The 19,441-nt window shown below is 42.5% G+C and carries 16 protein-coding genes; 8 read left to right on the top strand and 8 right to left on the bottom strand.

Features of this window, described 5'->3' with window-relative positions:
* Positions 1 to 46: 46 nt before the first annotated feature.
* The 4 genes from PCRYO_RS05260 to PCRYO_RS05245 all read right to left on the bottom strand — a co-directional run bounded on the left by PCRYO_RS05260 (position 47) and on the right by PCRYO_RS05245 (position 4,717).
* Positions 47 to 469 (bottom strand): hypothetical protein, encoded by a 423-nt coding sequence (locus PCRYO_RS05260; RefSeq protein WP_011513359.1) that lies wholly within the window; start codon positions 467 to 469, stop codon positions 47 to 49.
* Between the two features lie 156 nt (positions 470 to 625).
* Positions 626 to 964 (bottom strand): RidA family protein, encoded by a 339-nt coding sequence (locus tag PCRYO_RS05255; protein ID WP_011513358.1) that lies wholly within the window; start codon positions 962 to 964, stop codon positions 626 to 628.
* A gap of 66 nt (positions 965 to 1,030) precedes the next feature.
* Complete coding sequence (locus PCRYO_RS05250; protein WP_011513357.1) at positions 1,031 to 2,278, bottom strand: NAD(P)/FAD-dependent oxidoreductase; 1,248 nt, start codon at positions 2,276 to 2,278, stop codon at positions 1,031 to 1,033.
* A 237-nt stretch (positions 2,279 to 2,515) separates the two neighbouring features.
* Positions 2,516 to 4,717, bottom strand: coding sequence for an ATP-dependent helicase (locus tag PCRYO_RS05245; protein WP_011513356.1), 2,202 nt, complete (start codon positions 4,715 to 4,717; stop codon positions 2,516 to 2,518).
* Between the two features lie 203 nt (positions 4,718 to 4,920).
* On the opposite strand from PCRYO_RS05245, the gene PCRYO_RS05240 reads away from it, so the two are divergent.
* Positions 4,921 to 5,160, top strand: coding sequence for a hypothetical protein (locus PCRYO_RS05240; RefSeq protein WP_011513355.1), 240 nt, complete (start codon positions 4,921 to 4,923; stop codon positions 5,158 to 5,160).
* Positions 5,161 to 5,290: 130 nt separating this feature from the next.
* On the opposite strand, the gene PCRYO_RS05235 is transcribed toward PCRYO_RS05240, so the two are convergent.
* Entirely contained in the window at positions 5,291 to 6,781 is a 1,491-nt protein-coding gene (locus PCRYO_RS05235; protein WP_011513354.1) for an aldehyde dehydrogenase family protein, read from the bottom strand.
* Positions 6,782 to 7,057: 276 nt separating this feature from the next.
* Here PCRYO_RS05235 and PCRYO_RS05230 point away from each other — a divergent pair, with 276 nt between their 5' ends.
* From PCRYO_RS05230 to PCRYO_RS05200, 7 genes are all read left to right on the top strand, one after another.
* Positions 7,058 to 7,696 carry a TetR/AcrR family transcriptional regulator gene (locus PCRYO_RS05230; protein ID WP_011513353.1) on the top strand — a complete coding sequence of 213 codons (639 nt, stop codon included), beginning with the start codon at positions 7,058 to 7,060 and terminating at the stop codon, positions 7,694 to 7,696.
* A 350-nt stretch (positions 7,697 to 8,046) separates the two neighbouring features.
* Positions 8,047 to 9,267 (top strand): iron-containing alcohol dehydrogenase, encoded by a 1,221-nt coding sequence (locus tag PCRYO_RS05225; RefSeq protein ID WP_011513352.1) that lies wholly within the window; start codon positions 8,047 to 8,049, stop codon positions 9,265 to 9,267.
* Between the two features lie 112 nt (positions 9,268 to 9,379).
* A complete protein-coding gene (locus PCRYO_RS05220) occupies positions 9,380 to 10,429 on the top strand; it encodes an NADP-dependent oxidoreductase (protein ID WP_011513351.1) in 1,050 nt (349 codons plus the stop codon).
* Between the two features lie 206 nt (positions 10,430 to 10,635).
* Positions 10,636 to 11,313, top strand: coding sequence for a type 1 glutamine amidotransferase domain-containing protein (locus PCRYO_RS05215; RefSeq protein ID WP_011513350.1), 678 nt, complete (start codon positions 10,636 to 10,638; stop codon positions 11,311 to 11,313).
* 33 nt (positions 11,314 to 11,346) lie between these two features.
* The gene (locus PCRYO_RS05210; RefSeq protein WP_011513349.1) at positions 11,347 to 11,982 is read left to right on the top strand and encodes a glutathione S-transferase family protein; all 636 of its coding nucleotides are present in this window, start codon (positions 11,347 to 11,349) and stop codon (positions 11,980 to 11,982) included.
* A 168-nt stretch (positions 11,983 to 12,150) separates the two neighbouring features.
* A complete protein-coding gene (locus PCRYO_RS05205; RefSeq protein ID WP_011513348.1) occupies positions 12,151 to 13,767 on the top strand; it encodes an MFS transporter in 1,617 nt (538 codons plus the stop codon).
* A 101-nt stretch (positions 13,768 to 13,868) separates the two neighbouring features.
* Positions 13,869 to 15,260 carry an HlyD family secretion protein gene (locus tag PCRYO_RS05200; protein ID WP_011513347.1) on the top strand — a complete coding sequence of 464 codons (1,392 nt, stop codon included), beginning with the start codon at positions 13,869 to 13,871 and terminating at the stop codon, positions 15,258 to 15,260.
* A 119-nt stretch (positions 15,261 to 15,379) separates the two neighbouring features.
* Here the strand turns inward: PCRYO_RS05200 and pdxH are convergent, their stop codons facing one another.
* The 3 genes from pdxH to guaB form a co-directional block, all read right to left on the bottom strand.
* Complete coding sequence (pdxH, locus tag PCRYO_RS05195) at positions 15,380 to 16,030, bottom strand: pyridoxamine 5'-phosphate oxidase (protein WP_011513346.1); 651 nt, start codon at positions 16,028 to 16,030, stop codon at positions 15,380 to 15,382.
* A 46-nt stretch (positions 16,031 to 16,076) separates the two neighbouring features.
* The gene (glmM, locus tag PCRYO_RS05190) at positions 16,077 to 17,444 is read right to left on the bottom strand and encodes a phosphoglucosamine mutase (RefSeq protein ID WP_011513345.1); all 1,368 of its coding nucleotides are present in this window, start codon (positions 17,442 to 17,444) and stop codon (positions 16,077 to 16,079) included.
* A gap of 245 nt (positions 17,445 to 17,689) precedes the next feature.
* Positions 17,690 to 19,162 carry an IMP dehydrogenase gene (guaB, locus tag PCRYO_RS05185; RefSeq protein WP_011280629.1) on the bottom strand — a complete coding sequence of 491 codons (1,473 nt, stop codon included), beginning with the start codon at positions 19,160 to 19,162 and terminating at the stop codon, positions 17,690 to 17,692.
* Positions 19,163 to 19,441 lie beyond the last annotated feature (279 nt).

Here is a 19,441-nt window from a genome sequence, read left to right as displayed (position 1 = left end):
TAAATAACAAAGGCGTTTTTTAAATAAGAAATGGCAATAATTAAGATTACTCAGCTAGTAATTTTGCAAGCATCTTATTTATCTCACTTTTGAATGATTTATCGTCGAGCTTACTGGCAGTAATTTTAGCACTCTGTAAGCTTTGAATCGCTGCCTCTGTCTGTCCAAGCTCGCTCTGTAACTCAGCCATTGAAAAGGCAATCGATGATAAATGCTCTTTTGATTGAATCGCTGCGGCTTTATCCAAGGCTTTTTGGTAAATAACTAATGCCTCATCCAAATCTTCCGTAAAATCTGCCAATGTCTCCCACTGCTCAGGATGATCCTTATTGCCTTTCTCATTTTCAATGCACAAGTCTTTTAGCTGTACATACAGCGTATCAAATGTCTCTTTATCATTGGCACTGTCCGCTTCTAATAGCTTTTCTGCCAACACATAAATTGAATGATAGATTTTATTATTAATCATTTTTTTGTAACCCTTTTTGCTGCTCATCAGATAACTGTCAATACTGTCAACGAGGTTAATTATAGACTATTTGCATGCGTCGCTCATCAAAAAGGGCGTGATAGTCATATCACGCCCTCTCATTATTATTCAGTTTTAAGTAGCAGGTACTGGTATTTACTCAGCAGCGATAGCAGTAATCTCAACCAACAGCTCAGGACGTGCCAAAGCAGATTCACCGCAAGCACGAGCTGGCGGCTGTACGCCTTCGAACCACTTATCCCATACTTCATTCATTGCCGCAAAATCCGACATGCTTTTCACCCAGACAGTCGCCATTAGCAGCTTTGATTTGTCACTACCGACTTCTTGCAACAAGCTTTCGATCTTCTCTAGGCAAGTTAAGGTTTGGGCTTTGATGTCATCTTCAGCGTTACCTACTTGACCACATAGATAAACAGTCTGGTTATGAACCACAATTTTACTCATACGTTGATTACTATGGAGCTTTTGCATAGATTATTATCCTTAATTTTTAATGCTTTAAAATGTATAAATGACTCAAGTTTTATGAAATCTTACTTAGCGAGAAAAGCGATCAGCGCTAAAGGGTTTGATATCGACTAGTAATGGCTTTTCATGAATCATCTCTTCAACCAGACGACCGGTCATCGGTCCTAAGGTGAAACCTTGATGACTGTGACCAAAGGCAAACCATAATTTTTCATGGTTACTTGCAGGACCGATAACTGGCTTCATATCTGGCATACAAGGACGCGAGCCTGCCCATGCTTCACTCTCAACTGCATCTTCTAATGGCAATATTTTTCGCGCCAGTTTAAGCACGGTTTTTAACTGTCCAAAATTCTTTGGCGCATTCATGGTCGTCATCTCAGCACCAGTGGTAATACGGATACCTTGCTGCATCGGTCCCATGACAAAACCTTTATCCATATCAAACATACTATGATGGATGGTGTTCTTCTCGTTGACTTTAAAATGCTGATGATAGCCACGCATCGGGAATAATGGCAAGTCATAACCAAGCGGCTTGATGAGATCATTAGACCAAGGTCCTGCTGCGATGACTAATTTATCACTATAGAAAGTCTCGGTATCGGTGACAATCTTCCAGCCGCCATCTTCTTGTAAGATTTCTTGAACGCCAGTCTCTTTAATTGTCCCGCCCATTTCTTGGAAGTTTTTTGCATAGGCTTTAACCAGAAAGCTTGGGTTTGAGACCTGCCAAGAATTCAACCAATGAATTGCGCCGACGAACTCGTCAAAATTGGCGCTAGGCTCCATGACTCTTAATTCTTCAACTGTCAATACATTATGTTCAACACCTTGATTGCGAGCATCGATAGCTAGCGCAATGGCTTCTTTAAAAGTGTCTTCAGAGCGATGTAATTGCAACCAACCATCGCGGGTAATCAGCTCATCTGCACCAGAGGCGCTAATCATGGTTTGATGTTCGCTTGTGCAATGCTCAATCAGTGTTTGCCACTCGCCTTCGATTTTTTTAACTGAAGCAGGTGTAGAGTATTTCCAGTATTGCAACAGCGCCTGATGATAACGAAGAATAGCTGGTATGCGATAGCGGATATCAGTACCTTGGTTTGGCAATACACGTATCATTTCAGTCAGCTGGCGCGGAAACGGATGCGTATGAATCGCCTCACGCTGAATCAAGCCAGCATTGCCGTATGAAGTCTCTGAGCCCGGTAGCTTTTTGTCTATAAGCAAAACTTCAGCATTGTTTTTTTGTAGATGCCAAGCAACCGAGGTGCCAACCATACCTGCACCGATAACGATAACTTCATGACGCATAACATATCCCTTTTTATGGCTTTGATACAGAGTGTTAAATAGATGAATATAACGGGTAAGGTGGTCATAGTAACGCATTGAAAGATTTTTTAAACCCTTATCTGTTAAATATTTTTACGAATAAACACTTTTGGTTATATGTTTTTATGCAAGGTATTTTTGATAGGAATAGTAACAACCTAATGAAAAACAAAAGTCATTTTTTAAGCTATTTTCCTGCTTTTATGGTATTTTTTATCACCACCAAACTGGATCATCACTCTCTTCTAAAGGCTGTTTTACCGTTAGCACCGTTATCTTATCAGCAGGTACTTCAGCGATAAACCGTGACACTTTATCAAAATAGCCTGAATAGCTCGAAAAATAATCGGGCGCAGTTAAAAACAGCCTGCTTTTAGCACGACTACAAGCAACATAAAACAGCTTACGCTCCTCTTCTAATTCCTCAAAATCGCTTAGTGAGCGGTAATGCGGCGTCATACCATCTACCAATGAATTAACAAATACCACTGGCCATTCAAGTCCTTTGGCACTATGAATGGTCGAAATGGTCACTTTGTTCCTGTTTTTGTCGATACCTTCTTCGCCTTTTTCAGGCTCACCTGCAGTGGCAACCGAGTCATTAGGTGGATCAAGTGCCAGATTTTCTAAAAATTTATCTAGGCTATCATGCTCTAACGCTAGATTTTTGAGCACACGAAAATCTTCGCTACGCTCACGCCAATTGTCTTCATTGATTTTTAAAACGGGCATATAAAAATCTAGAATCAGCTCGATAATGGCTTCGACCGACTCTGCTTGACTGGCTTGACTTAGCATTTTATACAGCGGCTCAAGTTGCGTGCTTTTTTTGGCAAACTTTGTTGTTAATAACGGCTCAAAAGAGTTATCGTCAGCATTGATTGCTTGGGTTAAGCGCGTGGCAGTTACCGACCCCACGCCTTTAAATAAGGTCAAAATACGGTGCCATGCAATGGTATCATTCGGGTTATAAAGTATTTTGACAAATGCTAAGACGTCTTTGATATGGCGTCTTTCAATAAAACGAATACCGCCTACGACAATAAACGGGATATTGCGCTCCATGAATTCTAGCTGGACGTAGTTGGATTGAAAGGAGGTTCGGCACAATACCGCAAAGTCTTGATAATCATGGTCTGGTTTTAATTCGATAATTCTATCAGCAATATACTTTGCCTCGCGGCTTTCATCGCTAAGTCGGCGAAATATTGGTTTTACGCCTTCTATAGAAACCCCAGAGTACAGCTGCTTTTGGTAACCCAAGGTGATCTGAGCAGACAGAGCATTGATATAATCAAGCACTGCTGGCGTACTACGATAGTTTTGCTCAAGTTTAATCAGCTTAGCTTCAGGGTAACCCTCTCCGAATAATAAGATATTTTCATAATTGGCGCCGCGAAAGGCATAAATACTTTGGTTGTCATCACCGACGACCATCAGCGACACTGACGTAGGCGCACAGATGAGATCAATCAGCTCTTTTTGCGGAATATTGGTGTCTTGATATTCATCGACCATGATATAGCGATATTGATTTTGTAATAGCTGACGAAAAGTATCATTATGCTTTAAATGACGCACCACTTGGCTAATGATGTCATCAAAATCGTATAAATGATTGGCACGCTTATACTCATGAAAGTCAATGGCCAATTGTTCAATAACAGGAATATGGACAGCAATATCAGGATAGCTGTTTTCGATTAAATCGCGGATATGAATACGGCGATTTCTAGAGGTTGAAAATATGTTTTGCAACGTTTTTTTGCGCGGAAATGCCTGATTGGTTATTTTGGTCGGATACTTTTTTTCCTTATGAATTAAATCGATAGCGTCTTCACTGTCGCCTGTATCTAGAATGGTAAATCTCGGATTAATACCAAGCAGACCTGAGTACTGACGCAATAGCATATTACAAAAAGAATGGAAGGTGCCACTGGTAATGTCATTCAGGGCTTTATTTTTTGGCAATTTATCTTCTACCAAATCCTCATTTAACCTTTGGGCAAAAGATGGTGTGCTTGCTAGCAAAGCTCTAGCACGACCTTTGATTTCGTTGGCTGCTTTACGAGTAAAGGTTAATAGTAAAATCTCTTTTGGCGACACGCCATTTTCTATCAAGTAACTGGTTCTATAAGTCAGAGTTTTGGTTTTGCCAGAACCGGCACCGGCGATCACCAATACCTTGCCCTCAATAGTCGTGGCGGCCAATAGCTGATTGGCATTAAGCTCACTGGCATAATCTACTTGCAACCCTAAATGACTGGCAAGCCTTTGCGCTAATACCTCAGCATCCGCATTTATCAGATTGGCTTCGAGCTTCTTAATTGCCTGCTTAAGCCGCGTGATCTTGGGTTTCATCTCGATAAAATTTTGCGGATAATTATAATGGTGGGTAGCAAAAATGGTCGTGGTCATTATAGGATATTACCTTTGATATGGTTTAGCGTGCCATTCATTATAAAGTAAGATAATAATTTTAGGGGCTGTCTTAGATAAGTAAGACAATCTAGGGCAGCTTACAGATAGATTCAACCCTACTTGACGCTTCACCACTTTCAATACACTCATTGACTATCAGTAAGCCGACTGCTTAAATGATTTATCCCTAGGAGAATATCATGACTGAAAAAACCGAAGAAAATGCTGCTACTCACAAACGCAAATTAATTGATAAATTTTTGATAAAACTGACCAAAGAAGAACCGCAGATGTATTACGCCACGACATCTGAGATTGCACGCAGTCTTTATAGCATGTTAAAAGAACATACGAATCGCTTAACCGTTGAGGAACAAGCGCTTATCAGACATATGACTATTGAAGAAATACAAGGGCTATTAGGCTTTCATGCTAAATGAGAAAATAAGATTCTTATGACTGCACAAAAAAGACTGCCCTATAGGCAGTCTTTTTTATTAACACATCAAATTAGAGCTTTAACAATAAACGTTTAAAAAACATGTCAAATTAGGCAGCTAAACAAAACGCTTAAAAAGGATAATCGCGCGGCGTATGCTGCACTGAAATCCAATGCAAGGTAGTAAACTCTTCTAGTATCCATTCACCATTAAAGCGTCCGATACCCGAGTTTTTCTCGCCGCCAAATGGCGCGTTGCTTTCATCATTCACTGAGATATCATTAATATGGGTCATGCCAGCTTTGATACCGCGAGCAAAACGCAAGCCTGTTGCCATATCCTGGGTAAACACTGCACTCGATAAGCCATACATAGAGTCATTAGCAATCGACAGCGCATCGTCTTCATCTTTGGCACGAATAATACCAACCAAAGGACCAAATACTTCATTGCAAGATAAATCCATCTCACGTGTGACGTCACTAAAGACGTGCGGTGGCACCACTTGACCTTTTATCTCACCACTTAATAGCATTTTTGCGCCTTCATCTTGCGCTTTAGCGATTTTTTCTTTTAGCGACTCAACTTGTTTTTTATTAATAATCGGACCAACTGCCGTATCAATTTTGCTAGGATCGCCAACATTCAAGGTCTTAACGTGGGCCACAAAACGCGTAACGAAATCGTCATAAATCTCATCTTCGACAATGATACGGTTAATCGCAATACAGATCTGACCTTGATGCAAGAATTTACCAAAGGCAGCAGCTTTTACGGCTTGCTCAATATCAGCGTCTTTTAGCACGACAAATGGGCTGTTACCGCCTAGCTCTAACGCCACTTGCTTGATATAGTCGCCGCCATTTGCCAACTCACCGATATGCTTACCTACAGAGGTTGAGCCGGTGAAGGAAACCAAACTCGGAACATGATGGGTGACTATCGCATCGCCAATTTCACTACCGCTACCAACGACAACGTTTAATAATCCTTTTGGCAAACCGGCTTCTTCAAATATTTTCGCAAGCAGCAACCCACCGGTAATCGGTGTATCACTAGCAGGCTTTAACACTACGGCATTCCCTAGTGCCAATGCTGGCGCAATAGAGCGCTGGGTTAGATGTAGTGGAAAGTTCCATGGGCTAATCACGGCAATCACACCCATCGGTTCACGATAGATAAAGTTTTCTTTACCCGGTGTGTTCGACGGGCGAATCTCACCATGGACGCGATTGGGAAAGCTTGCGGCTTCAAGGGTAATCGCCCGCGCACTGCTAAACTCGACCATCGCCTTAATACGGGTACTGCCCGACTCTTTGATTAGCCAATCGACAATCTCATCTTGACGCTGATCAAAGATACTAACGACTTTATAAAGGATAGCGGCACGTTCGTTCGGAGTTTGCTTTGCCCACTGTTTTTGCGCCTCGCTTGCCGCTTGATAAGCTTCATCAAGTTGTTTATCCGTTGCTTGTTGAATCTCAACCAAGGTTTCACCGTTAAACGGATTGGTATTGGTATTGATACTATCGTCATCACCCTTTTTCCATTCGCCTGATATATATTGCAAATGAAAATCTGTATAAACATTTACCTGCGTATTTTTAGTTTCTGTTGACATAATGGTTCCTATTTTTTATTTAATAATATTATTAGAGTGTGGCTATAACGTATCATGGCCGTCTATCAGATTCCGTAACATGTTTAATAAGCAATAGCAGCATACGATAACAAACGTAACTTGCTAGACGACTGGTCTAATGCTAACATAAACGCTATAAAAATTAGAATCTTTTAAACCTGTTGTTTGTTGAACAAACGTAACTTGCCAATCAATACTTATAAATTTGTTAAATCATCTTAAATAATTAGTCTCTCTAAGGAGAACATAAGTCACATGTCTATACCCAATTCTATAAAACATACTCAACCAGATAATTCGCTATCTAATATTGCACTATCAAACACTAGAGACCATCTGTTAACGACGGGCTATAAGCTCATCGCACAAAAAGGCTTTACCGCAGTTGGCATTAAGCAAATATTAGATACGGCAGGCGTGCCGAAAGGCTCTTTTTATCATTATTTTGCGTCAAAAGAAGCCTTTGGCGAGGCGATTATCAGCCACTACTTTACCCAGTATAAGCAGCGCCTTGATACTATTGGTTCACAAGATGTTAGTGCCCAGCAGAAATTGTATAACTATTTCCAAAACTGGTATGACACACAGCAAAGCGGCTGCGCTCATGAGAAATGTTTGGTGGTAAAGCTTAGCGCTGAAGTGTCAGATATGTCGGAGCCAATGCGTAAAGTCCTATATGCGGGCTATCAGCAAACGATTACATGGCTTGCAACTCAAATCAAAGCTGGCTGGGCAGACGGTTCTGTGCCTCATCCCGCTAACGTAGCGGCTGAGAGTATGGCAAAACGTTGGTATTTTGCATGGCTTGGTGCCAGCTTAGTGACCAAAATTAGTCAAACGGATACCCCATTAGCAGAAGTATGGCTGATGACTACTACCGCTATGGGTCGCTAGTTTTTTCATTTTATAAACGATCTATTTACGTTCTGTAACTCTCGTTTTGTCTATCCTTCTGTCTTACTCCTCCTTGTTTAACTTACCATGAACTAGTGTTGAACAAGGATATCTTATTAATATTTTGTCTTAGGAAAAATATTAACTACTACTATTAAAAGTCCAACTGAATAATTCGATTAACTTAATATCAGCTGAAATACTTATACGATAGTTTTGTAACTATTTACTATAATTACTAGACGACCGGTCTAATTAATATATAATGCGGACAGATGCAAATAAGTTGCAGACTTTATTTTCGGTTTTTAAATCTCTTTTTCATACTCAGAAAACATATTAGGAATCTTATGAATAACTTTCAATATTACAATCCCGTCCGTATCGTCTTTGGTGAAGGTCAAATCGAGAAGTTGGCTGAGCTTGTACCGGCAGAAGCTCGTGTCCTGATTACCTATGGTGGCAGTTCAGCACAACGTACAGGTACGTTAGATGAAGTTAAAACGGCATTAGCTGCCAGTGGCAATCGCGAAATATTCGAGTTTGGTGGTATTGAAGCCAATCCAGAATTTACTACCTTGCTAAAAGCTGCTGATATGGTCAATGAGCACAATATTGACTTCTTATTAGCCGTTGGTGGTGGCTCTGTGCTTGACGGCAGTAAGTTTGTCGCACTGGTATCATCATTGACTGAAAAAGATGGTACGGTATCACGCGATAAAGCATGGGATGCGCTCACCAGTTATTGCAGGGAGATCGATTCAGCAGTTGATTTGGGCGCGGTATTAACCATTCCAGCGACTGGCTCTGAGATGAATTCAGGCGGCGTGATTAACTATAGTGAACGCCAAGCAAAACTGCCGTTTGGTAATGCACTTGCCTTCCCTAAATTTTCAATTTTAGATCCAACCAAAACTATGACTTTACCTGAACGCCAAGTAATGAATGGTGTGGCTGATGCCTTTGTTCATGTGATGGAACAGTACCTGACCTATCCGGTCAATGCGAAAGTTCAAGATGCCTTTGCTGAGAGCTTATTAAAGATTCTGATTGAGGAAGGCGCAGCGGTAAAAGCCGATCCAGAGAATTTAGAGACCCGCAAAAACATCATGTGGACGGCAACTATGGCGCTAAATGGTCTGATCGGTACTGGTGTACCGCAAGATTGGACGACGCATATGATTGGTCATGAGTTGACCTCATTGCACGCGATTGACCATGCTCGCACGCTGACCATCGTATTGCCATCAGTCATGCGTGAGCTTAAAGACAGTAAAAAAGACAAATTGCTTCAATATGCACGCAACGTTTGGAACATCGAAGCTGACGATAATGGTACTGAATTAAATGATGATGCCATCATTGAAACCGCTATTAAACAGACTGAAAACTTCTTCCGCGAGCTTGGACTGCCGGTCAGCTTAGCAGATGTCGAGTTAGATGCTGCTGCCATTGATCCTATTATCAAGCAATTAGAAGTGCATGGTATGGTGAAATTGGGTGAGCATGGTAAAAACGACTTGGCAGTATCACGTCGTATTCTAGAGCGTGCCATTACTAGCAACGCTTAACTCTCTGAGTAATTATCTATAGTTATATTGTCGTTATAGAAACCACTAGCCTGTCACTTCAGAGTGGCGGGTAACTTTAAAATCAAAAATAAATAAAATAAGGCGCTTTATCATGAGCTTTAACGAACAACAAAATCCACAACAAAATCGTCAAATCAAACTTGCCAGCCGCCCACATGGCGCACCAACTGCCGATAATTTTGAATTGGCTACTGGCGATATTCCAAAACCCAATCAAAGCGAAATGCTATTACGCACCGTATATTTATCGCTTGACCCTTATATGCGCGGACGTATGAGTGATGCCGCAAGCTACGCCGACCCATTAGAAATTGGCGATGTCATGCTAGGCGGAACGGTTGCCCAAGTCGTCGAGTCTAATATCGATACATTTGCAGTCGGTGATTTGGTAGTATCGAACTCGGGCTGGCAGGACTATAGCGTCAGCGATGGCGAAGGCGTCCTAAAACTCGATAAAAACATGGCAAACCCTTCTTATGGCTTGGGTGTGCTTGGTATGCCCGGCTTCACAGGTTACATGGGTTTGACTGATATCGGTAAACCAAAAAAAGGCGAGACCTTAGTTGTCGCGGCGGCAACGGGTCCTGTTGGTGCAACTGTTGGACAAGTCGGTAATCAATTAGGCTTACGTACTGTTGGCGTCGCTGGCGGTGCTGAGAAGTGTGCTTACGCAGTTGAAGAACTAGGCTTTGATGTTTGTCTTGATCATAAAGCCGATGACTTTGCTGAACAACTAGCAATCGCTTGCCCAAATGGTATCGACATTTATTACGAAAACGTCGGTGGTAAAGTCTTTGATGGCGTATTGCCACTATTAAACGCCCACGCACGTATTCCAGTATGTGGCTTGGTATCACAATATAACGCCACTGAATTGCCGGACGGTAAAGACCGTTTGGGTGTCCTGATGGGTAATATTTTAAGCAAACGTCTAACCATAAAAGGCTTTATTATCTTTGAAGAATACGGCGATCATTTCCCAGAATTCTTAGCTACGATGAGCAAATGGCTTGAATCAGGTGATGTTAAAACCAAAGAGCATCAAGTCGATGGTTTAGCCCAAGCACCACAAGCTTTCTTTGACATGCTTGATGGCAAAAACTTTGGTAAGACAGTGATTAAAGTGGCTGACGTTCAATAACGGATAGCTAACATAAAAAATCATGAAAATAACCAGTTAACAACATAACTTGTTAAGACAGCTACTGAAAGTCATTCTTAAAAGATGAATACTGTCAGCAGTCGGTTTTTTAGCGTTAATAATTTTCAATACCGACTGCAACACAGTACTGATAGGCTTTAATAATAAACCTCAATAATAACTTTCAACAATAAACAGGGACAATTATGAATATTTTAATGGTACTAACTTCACACGATAAATTGGGCGATACTGGTAAGAAGACTGGCTTTTGGCTAGAAGAATTTGCCGCGCCTTACTATGCTTTTTTAGATGCCGGTGTCAATATCACGATTGCCTCTCCTGCAGGCGGTCAACCACCACTTGACCCAAGTAGTGACACGCCGGATGCTCAAACCAAAGATACCAAACGTTTTAAAGAAGATTCTGAAGCCCAAGAACGCCTAGCAACGACTAAAAAATTGGCAGATATGAAAGCGGAAGATTTTGATTCAGTATTCTATCCTGGTGGTCATGGTCCAATGTGGGATTTAGCCGTTGATAAAAACTCGATTGAATTAATTGAGACGTTTATCAAACAAGATAAGCCCGTTGCTTTTGTCTGCCATTCTCCTGCCGCGCTCAAAAACGTTAAAATCGATGGCGAGTATCTGGTCAAAGGCAAAACGGTCACAGGCTTTAGTAATACTGAAGAAGAAGCGGTTCAACTCACTGACGTCGTGCCTTTCTTATTAGAAGATGTGCTAAAAGCCAATGGCGGAAACTATGAAAAAAGCTCTGATTGGGAATCGTTTGTGGTCGAAGATGGTTTGCTGATCACGGGTCAAAATCCAGCGTCGTCAGAAGAAGCCGCCAAGCGTTTAATGGCTAAAATACAGGCTTAATAGCATCAAATCCACTGCAAAAAGGCTAACTAAATGATTCGCTTACATCACCTCAATCAATCACGCTCATTACGGACGTTATGGCTTTTAGAAGAATTGGGACAACCTTATGAAATTATTAGCCACCAGCGTGATGCTAAAACGCATCTAGCACCAGATAGCCTAAAAGCGGTACATCCTCTTGGTAAGTCTCCGGTTATTGAGATGGATGGCGAGCTTTATGCAGAGTCAGGTGCGATTACTGAGCTATTGATTGAGCGGTTTGCACCTGATAATCTTCGCCCTGCTATCGATAGCGCAGATTATGGTCATTACTTACAGTGGATTAACTTTGCTGAAAGCTCGCTGATGCTGCCGCTTTTGCTTGAATTATTTACCAATAAAGCAGGTGCTGGTGATAATGCATTTTTAAAAGGGTATATCGCTCAAGAAAAACACAGGCTACTGAGCTATCTAAATGACGAGGTGGCAGGCAAATCCTTTATCGTGGGTAACAAGCTAAGCGGTGCAGATTTTATGCTGTCGTTTGATTTGATTATGCTTCTCAAGCGTGAGGCGTTAGAGGATTATCCTCATATTAAAGAATACGCGCTACAACTGGCAAGCCTTGATAGCTATCAGCGCGCCATGCGTTTGGAAGCAAATTATGATATGACTACTCTGACATAAATTCCACGGTTAAGCGCGTAGATGCGAACGATAATCAAAAACTATGATAAAATAGCTCAAGCTTTTCTTGGGCTATTTTTTCTTATTAGCGCTGATCAGACACCGCCTGATAACTGGGAGCGTTATCATGAATTTACATTATCCGTCGTTACCGATGATAGATAGCCCATGAGTACCGACTATCAGTTTAAGCCTCATGAACAGCCGTTTATGCTGGGCTCTCCTGCCACACCCGATCATCCTACTTATCGGAAAGTATTTTACTTACTAATCGGTATTTTTATCGGTATTACTGCCAGTTTTCAAAACGGTCTATTAGTCGCCAACCTCTCTCAAATTCAAGGTGAGATGGGCTTAACCCCTGTTGAGGGTGGCTGGATATCAGTCGCTTACAATATGACCAATGCCTGTATCACGGTACTGCTCTATAAAATTCGCCAACAGTTTGGTATGTCGTTATTTAGCAAAATCACCCTATTCTTTTTGCTCTCAGCGACCAGTATGCAGTGGTTAGTCAGTAGTCATCTATTGAGCTCAACCACCGGAATTAGCATTGATCCTTATTATTTAGAGCTGATTGCCCGTGGCTTTAGCGGCGTGGTTGCGAGTGCCATGACGGTATTGTCTATCTTTTATTGTTTGCAAGGCATGCCAGCAGCTCGGCGTATTAGTGGACTGATTTTGGGCTTTGGCTTGGTACAGTTTGGGGTGCCTTTATCTCGCATCATCTCGCCTTATCTTGCCGCCGATGGTCAACTTGAAGGCTTGTTTTTATTCCAAGTAGGCTTAGCTTTGATATGCTTTGGCTTAATTAACCTTCTTGAGCTGCCACGCGGTAATATGGAAAGAGTCTTTGAAAAGCTGGATATTGTCAGCTTTGTTTTTTTTGCGACTGGTCTTGCAGCATTGGCAGTGTTTTTGGTACAAGGGCGTATTTTATGGTGGACGACTCCTTGGCTCAGTTATCCACTGATTATTTCCGTCGTCACCATTTCTATTGCGTTGTGGATTGAAACCCATCGTAAAAATCCAATGCTACAAGTACGTTGGATGCGCAGCCGGACGATTATCGCCTTTATGATAACGGGCGCTGTGATGCGTATCTTGCTGTCGGAGCAAAGCGTTGGCGCGGCAGGGTTATTGGCTAACCTCGGTTATGGCAATGATCAGCTGATTGTGTTCTATGCCATTATTTTAGCCGCTAGTGCGCTGGCATTGGTGCTTAGTATTTTTACGACCAATGCGATGGACCTGCGTCGACCGGTTATTTTTGCCGTGGCATTGATTGCGATTGGTGCATGGATAGATACGGGTGTGTCACTGAATTCTACACCTGTCATGTTTTATTTTAGTCAGTTTATCATTGCGTTTGCTGCCGTATATTTTATGGGACCGATGGTATTTGAAGGGATGTTTCGTGCCATTGCTAATGGACCTGCCTATATTATTAGCTTCTCGGTGATTTTTGGTATTTCGCAAACGGTTGGCGGTTTAGCAGGTGCCGCCGGTATTCAAGCCTTTACCACTATTCGCACGCAGATGCACTATGCAGATATGGTCAGCTCGATGACTGCTGGCAACCCTGCTCAAATGACCCAAATGCTGCAAGGGATTCAGCGCCAAGCGACCGTTGCCGCTTATGATGATTTATTCTTTTTAATGGCAGTGAGCGCTACGATTACCGCGATCTATTTATTAATGGTGTATTTCTATTATCTGTATCATAAGCGCAACCCACTTGGTAAAGAGCTTGCCGCGTTAGCAGAAATGATGGGCAAAAAATAGCAGATAGTGCAAATGCTATTGTGTATTCTATAGCGCCTATTCTCCCTTATTATTATTGTAACGTTATCTATTATGTTTATAAAATCCTTTAGGAGTGCGTCATGAACGAAGACAAACCGAACCGCGTTGATGACGCAAGCACACCTAACAAAACAGCTAAAACTGTTGAAAATGCTCAAGCTAGTGAATCACTATCAAATCAAGCGGTTGTGGATACACCATCACAGTCACACATGGCTTCCAATAATGACGCAAATACCAATATAGCAGCCATTCAACCTGAACCGACTATGTCTGCAACTCGGATTCAAACCGACCCTTCTGATGACTTACCTACGAATACCAATGAGCCTATAAACGCCGCTGATACAAATAAAATAGACAGCACTGAGGCAGGCGATGGCAAAGATGATACACCGATGCCACCCACTGAATCTATTCCTGCGCCAGCAGGTTGGTCGCCCAAAAAGAAGTCATTTTTTAATTTAGCCTTACTGATTGCGCTGATTGTTATTGGTGTGGCACTCATTCTCTATGCGTGGAAACTACCACCTTTTACTCCAACCATGCAGCAAACCAATAATGCTTTTGTTAAAGGACAAACCACCATTATCAGTCCGCAAGTGTCAGGTTATGTGACAGAAGTAGCGGTAGAAGATTTTGCGAATGTTGTAGCTGGTGACTTATTGGTAAAAATAGATGACCGTACTTTTCAGCAGCAGCTCGAACAAGCGCGGGCGAATATCGATATTGCGTTAACCAATCGCTCTAGTAATGCGCAAGATACTGGCACCAGCCAAGCACAGATTCAGGCACGTGAGGCAGATGTTTATAGCGCCAAAGTGAGTGTCGACAGTGCCCGAGAGGACGTCAACCGTTATCAGGGCTTGATTGCCATTGGTGCAGTATCAAGTGCAGATGTTGCCCATGCTGAAGCTCAATTAGCAAAAGCACAAGCTGGTGTCCAACAAGCGGAAGCCAATTTACAAGTGGCAGTCGAGGGCAGCAAAAAAACGACGGCTAGCCGCTCTTCATTGGATGCCAATATCAAAAATGCTGAAGCTGCCGCAAAACAAGCACAGATTAACTTGGACAACACCATAATCCGTGCTCCTGAATCGGGACAACTGAGTCAGTTGAGCGTTAAAACAGGACAATATGTCACTGCTGGTACGCAGCTTATGTATATCGTACCAAAAGGCGTATGGATTATTGCCAACTTTAAAGAGACGCAAGTGGCAAATATGACCATTGGTGAAGCGGCCACTATTCATGTGGATGCCTTAGGTGGTACACGGTTTAGCGGACGGGTCAGCAATATATCACCCGCAACAGGCAGTGAATTCAGTGCTGGCGCTGCCAATCCTGCGACAGGTAACTATATTAAAATTGCTCAGCGTATTCCGGTACGCATCGACTTAGACTCTAACCAGCCAGACCTTGCCCGCCTACGTCCTGGTATGTCTGTTTCGGTAGATGTTGATACCAAATAGCTCCACTATTAAAGAAATAAAAAAAGCCACTTTTTTTGCCATATGAATACGACAGGTAAAGTGGCTTTTTTATAAACATGAACTTCTTCTAAGCCCATATCATGCGCTATTGATTACGTTTAAGGCAATAAGCGTTTGGTGCTAAAACTACCATCCGCCTCTTTATGATAGACAATACGGTCATGCATTCGATTGGCGCGACCTTGCCAAAACTCAATCTCATTGACAGTAATCTCGTAACCACCCCAAAACTCAGGCGTTGGTACGGCTGCACCTTCTGGATAGTCTATTTTCAATTGCTCAAACGTCTGCTCCATCACATCGCGATTAGCAACTTCACCGCTTTGTGGTTGGCTAACCCATGCGCCTACTTGGCTATCGTGCGGGCGTTTTTGAAAGTAAGCAGCAGATTTATCAGCATCAATTTTAGCAATACTGCCGCTAATACGAATCTGACGCTCAAGCTTATGCCAAAAAAACAGCGCTTCGACATTAGGATTTTCAGCGATATCTTGACCCTTGGCACTTTCGTAATTGGTATAAAAAACGATACCTTTATCTGTAATCTCACGCAATAGAACAATACGCACGCTAGGCTTATTATCCGCCCCACAAGTCGCTAAGCTCATAGCATACGGCTCTTGCACGTTTTCTTCTATGGCCTGCTGCATCCAAACATTTAACAGCTCAAACGGTGATGCTGGTATTGATTGTTGGTCTAGTTGACCTTTTTCATATGACAAACGCTGATCGCTAAAATCCATACTCATGATTGTCCCTTATTTTGCTATTCTAGTATGTTTATATCAAAGACTATTAACCCAATATGGCTTTTATTTTATCTGCCAAATCATTCGCCATTACATCACACTCTATCTCATCATCTGATTCAACCATGACTCGAATCATCGGCTCTGTACCCGATTGGCGAATAAGCAAGCGACCGCGACCTTCTAAAGTAGCACGAGCTTTATCAAAAGCAACCACTAGCTCTTCATGCTCAAACGGATCTTGCATTTGAGACAAGCGTACATTGACCAGTTTTTGTGGCAATACTTCAAAGCCTTCAGTTAAATCGCTAAGCGCTTTGCCTCTTGCTTGCATGACTGCAAGTATCTGCAAACTTGCAATAATAGCGTCGCCAGTCCGGCTCTTGTCTAAGCATAAAATATGACCTGATGGCTCACCGCCCAATATCCAACCGTTGGCCTCAAGCTCTTGCATCACATAACGATCGCCTACTTTTGCACGTGTAAACTCAATATCAGCCGCTTTTAACGCCAACTCTAAACCCATATTGCTCATTAGGGTGCCAACGACACCTGCCACCTTTGTTTGACCTTGAGTAGCGAGCACATACAAGATACCATCGCCGTCAACCAAATTGCCGGCTTCATCAACCATCACAATACGGTCGCCATCACCATCTAAAGCAATGCCCACATCGGCTTCGTATTTTAGCACTGCTTCTTGCAGACCTTCAGGATGGGTTGAGCCACAATCAGCATTGATATTGATGCCGTCAGGCTTATTATTAATGGCGATGACATTGGCGCCCAGCTCACGCATGACACGAGGCGCCACGCTATAGCCTGCACCATTTGCACAGTCGACGACCACAGTCAGATGATCTAAATCATATTGATAGGGAAAGCTGCCTTTACAGAATTCAATATAGCGACCTTTCGCATCATCGATACGGTTATTTTTACCCAATTGTGCCGGATCAAGAATAGGCATTACGGCATCGTTATTACCGTCGACCGCCATAATAGCGTCCAACTTATCATTGATAGCATTTTGCATTGCATCAGTTAATTTTTTGCCGTCGGCTGAGAAAAATTTGATGCCATTATCATAGTATGGATTGTGTGAGGCAGAAATGACTACGCCTGCATCGGCATTAAAGCTACGGGTCAAATGTGCGATAGCAGGTGTGGGCAATGGCCCTAACATATATACATCGACGCCAGCGGCGTTAAAGCCTGCTTGTAGTGCGCCTTCGATCACATAGCCTGACAACCGCGTGTCTTTACCAATCACAACACTTGGCTTACGCGGCGAATTTTGATTATTTTCTATCAGCACCAATCCTGTGACATAACCCAATTTCAAGATAAAGTCTGGCGTAATTGGCAGCTCACCAAATTTACCGCGAATACCATCAGTGCCAAAGTAGCTCATTATTATTTTTCCTTAAGTCTAAAAGTAAAAGCCCCGACGTGGAAGCAGGCTCAGTAGCTTCAATGATTCACTGTCATCAATGGTTTTGATAAGACAAACAGTTATCAATTATTAGAATAATCTATGATTGTATTTTACAAAAAAAACAGCCAACAATAACAAGGCATTGTTGGCTGTTTGTATCTTAACGTCGCTTGACACTGTACAGCTGCGAGTCATCGCATCCTATAGCGGCAAAGATATAATTAGTCGACTCGATAGTTAGGTGCTTCTTTGGTGATTTGCACATCATGCACATGCGATTCTTTCATACCCGCTGAGGTAACTTTGATGAACTGTGGTTTGCTGCGCATATCTTCAATCGTGGCACAGCCGGTATAACCCATAGATGAGCGCAAGCCACCTACCAATTGGTTGACGATACCAGCGACTGGACCTTTATAAGGTACACGACCTTCGATACCTTCTGGCACCAATTTTTCCACACCGTCTTTGGCATCTTGGAAGTAGCGATCTGATGAGCCGTTTTGACCTGACATCGCGCCCAAGCTACCCATACCGCGGTAAGCTTTATAATAGCGACCTTGGAATAGCTCAACTTCGCCCGGTGCTTCTTCTGTACCTGCCATAAGTGAGCCAACCATGATGCATGATGCACCAGCAGCAATGGCTTTTGCCATATCACCTGAATAGCGAATACCACCATCAGCAATCAATGGAATACTGTCTTGCAAAGCGCTTGCAACACTATCAATTGCAGAGATTTGCGGTACACCGATACCAGCGATAATACGTGTGGTACAGATAGATCCTGGGCCGATACCAACTTTCACGGCATCTGCACCAGCATCACGTAAGGCTTTTGCAGCATCACCTGTCGCGATATTGCCGCCAATCACTTGTACATGCGGGAAATGTTTTTTAATCCAAGATACTTTATCAATAACGCCTTTTGAGTGACCATGCGCGGTATCAACAACGATGATATCGACGTCAGCCGCAATCAAAGCTTCAACGCGTGCTTGAGTATCAGCGCCCGTACCAACTGCTGCGCCCACACGCAGGCGACCTTGCTCATCTTTACAAGCATTGGGATTGTTTTCAGCTTTGGCAAAGTCATTGACCGTAATCAGACCACGCAAACGGAAATCATCATTGATGACAATAACTTTTTCGATACGGTGCTCGTGTAGCAGTCTTTTGATGTTTTCGTTGCTCTCACCTTCTTTAACGGTGACGAGCTGCTCTTTTGGCGTCATGATATGGCTGACAGGCAATGATAGATTGGTCTCAAAGCGCCAGTCACGATGAGTAACGATACCGACTACTTTATCCGTGCCCTTCTCAACCACTGGCACGCCTGAGATATTATTGTCTTGGGTCAGTCTTAATAACTCACCGATGGTCATCTCTGGATGCACAGTAATAGGATCAACCACAGTACCAGCTTCGAATTTCTTGACGCGGCGCACTTGCATTGCCTGCTTATCGATATCCATGCTCTTATGCAAAATACCTAAACCACCAAGTTGTGCCATGGTAATGGCCATCTCAGACTCAGTGACTGTATCCATAGCAGCAGAAATTAGCGGTAAATTTAGCGTGATACTTTTTGTTAGGCGGGTCGTTAGATTAGCAGCTTTTGGCAGTATTTCTGAATAAGCTGGCAATAATAAAACGTCATCAAAGGTTAAGGCTTCATCGACAATTCGCAACATACAGACCCCTAGTAGTGGTTATTTTGATGGGTGGGCAATACAGCATCAAGAAAATCAACGAAAATTCTATCAAAATCATAAGGTTATAAACCTAGCAGAAAATAATAAAACTGTGGGGAACAAATACTAAATACAAACATTCGTTCGGCACATCATCAATTCATCATTGCTCATTAAATCATTGGCTCAGCAGACTGGCTAATACAGCGCCCTTTACCTGCCCCAAAATCTAACTATACAATGCTTAACAACTGAATTATCCCTTAAAAATAACGCCAT

This window comes from Psychrobacter cryohalolentis K5 (assembly GCF_000013905.1).
GTDB classification, from domain to species: domain Bacteria; phylum Pseudomonadota; class Gammaproteobacteria; order Pseudomonadales; family Moraxellaceae; genus Psychrobacter; species Psychrobacter cryohalolentis.
Note: the sequence above shows the minus strand (reverse complement) of the source record. Positions and strands in the feature narration are given on the sequence as shown.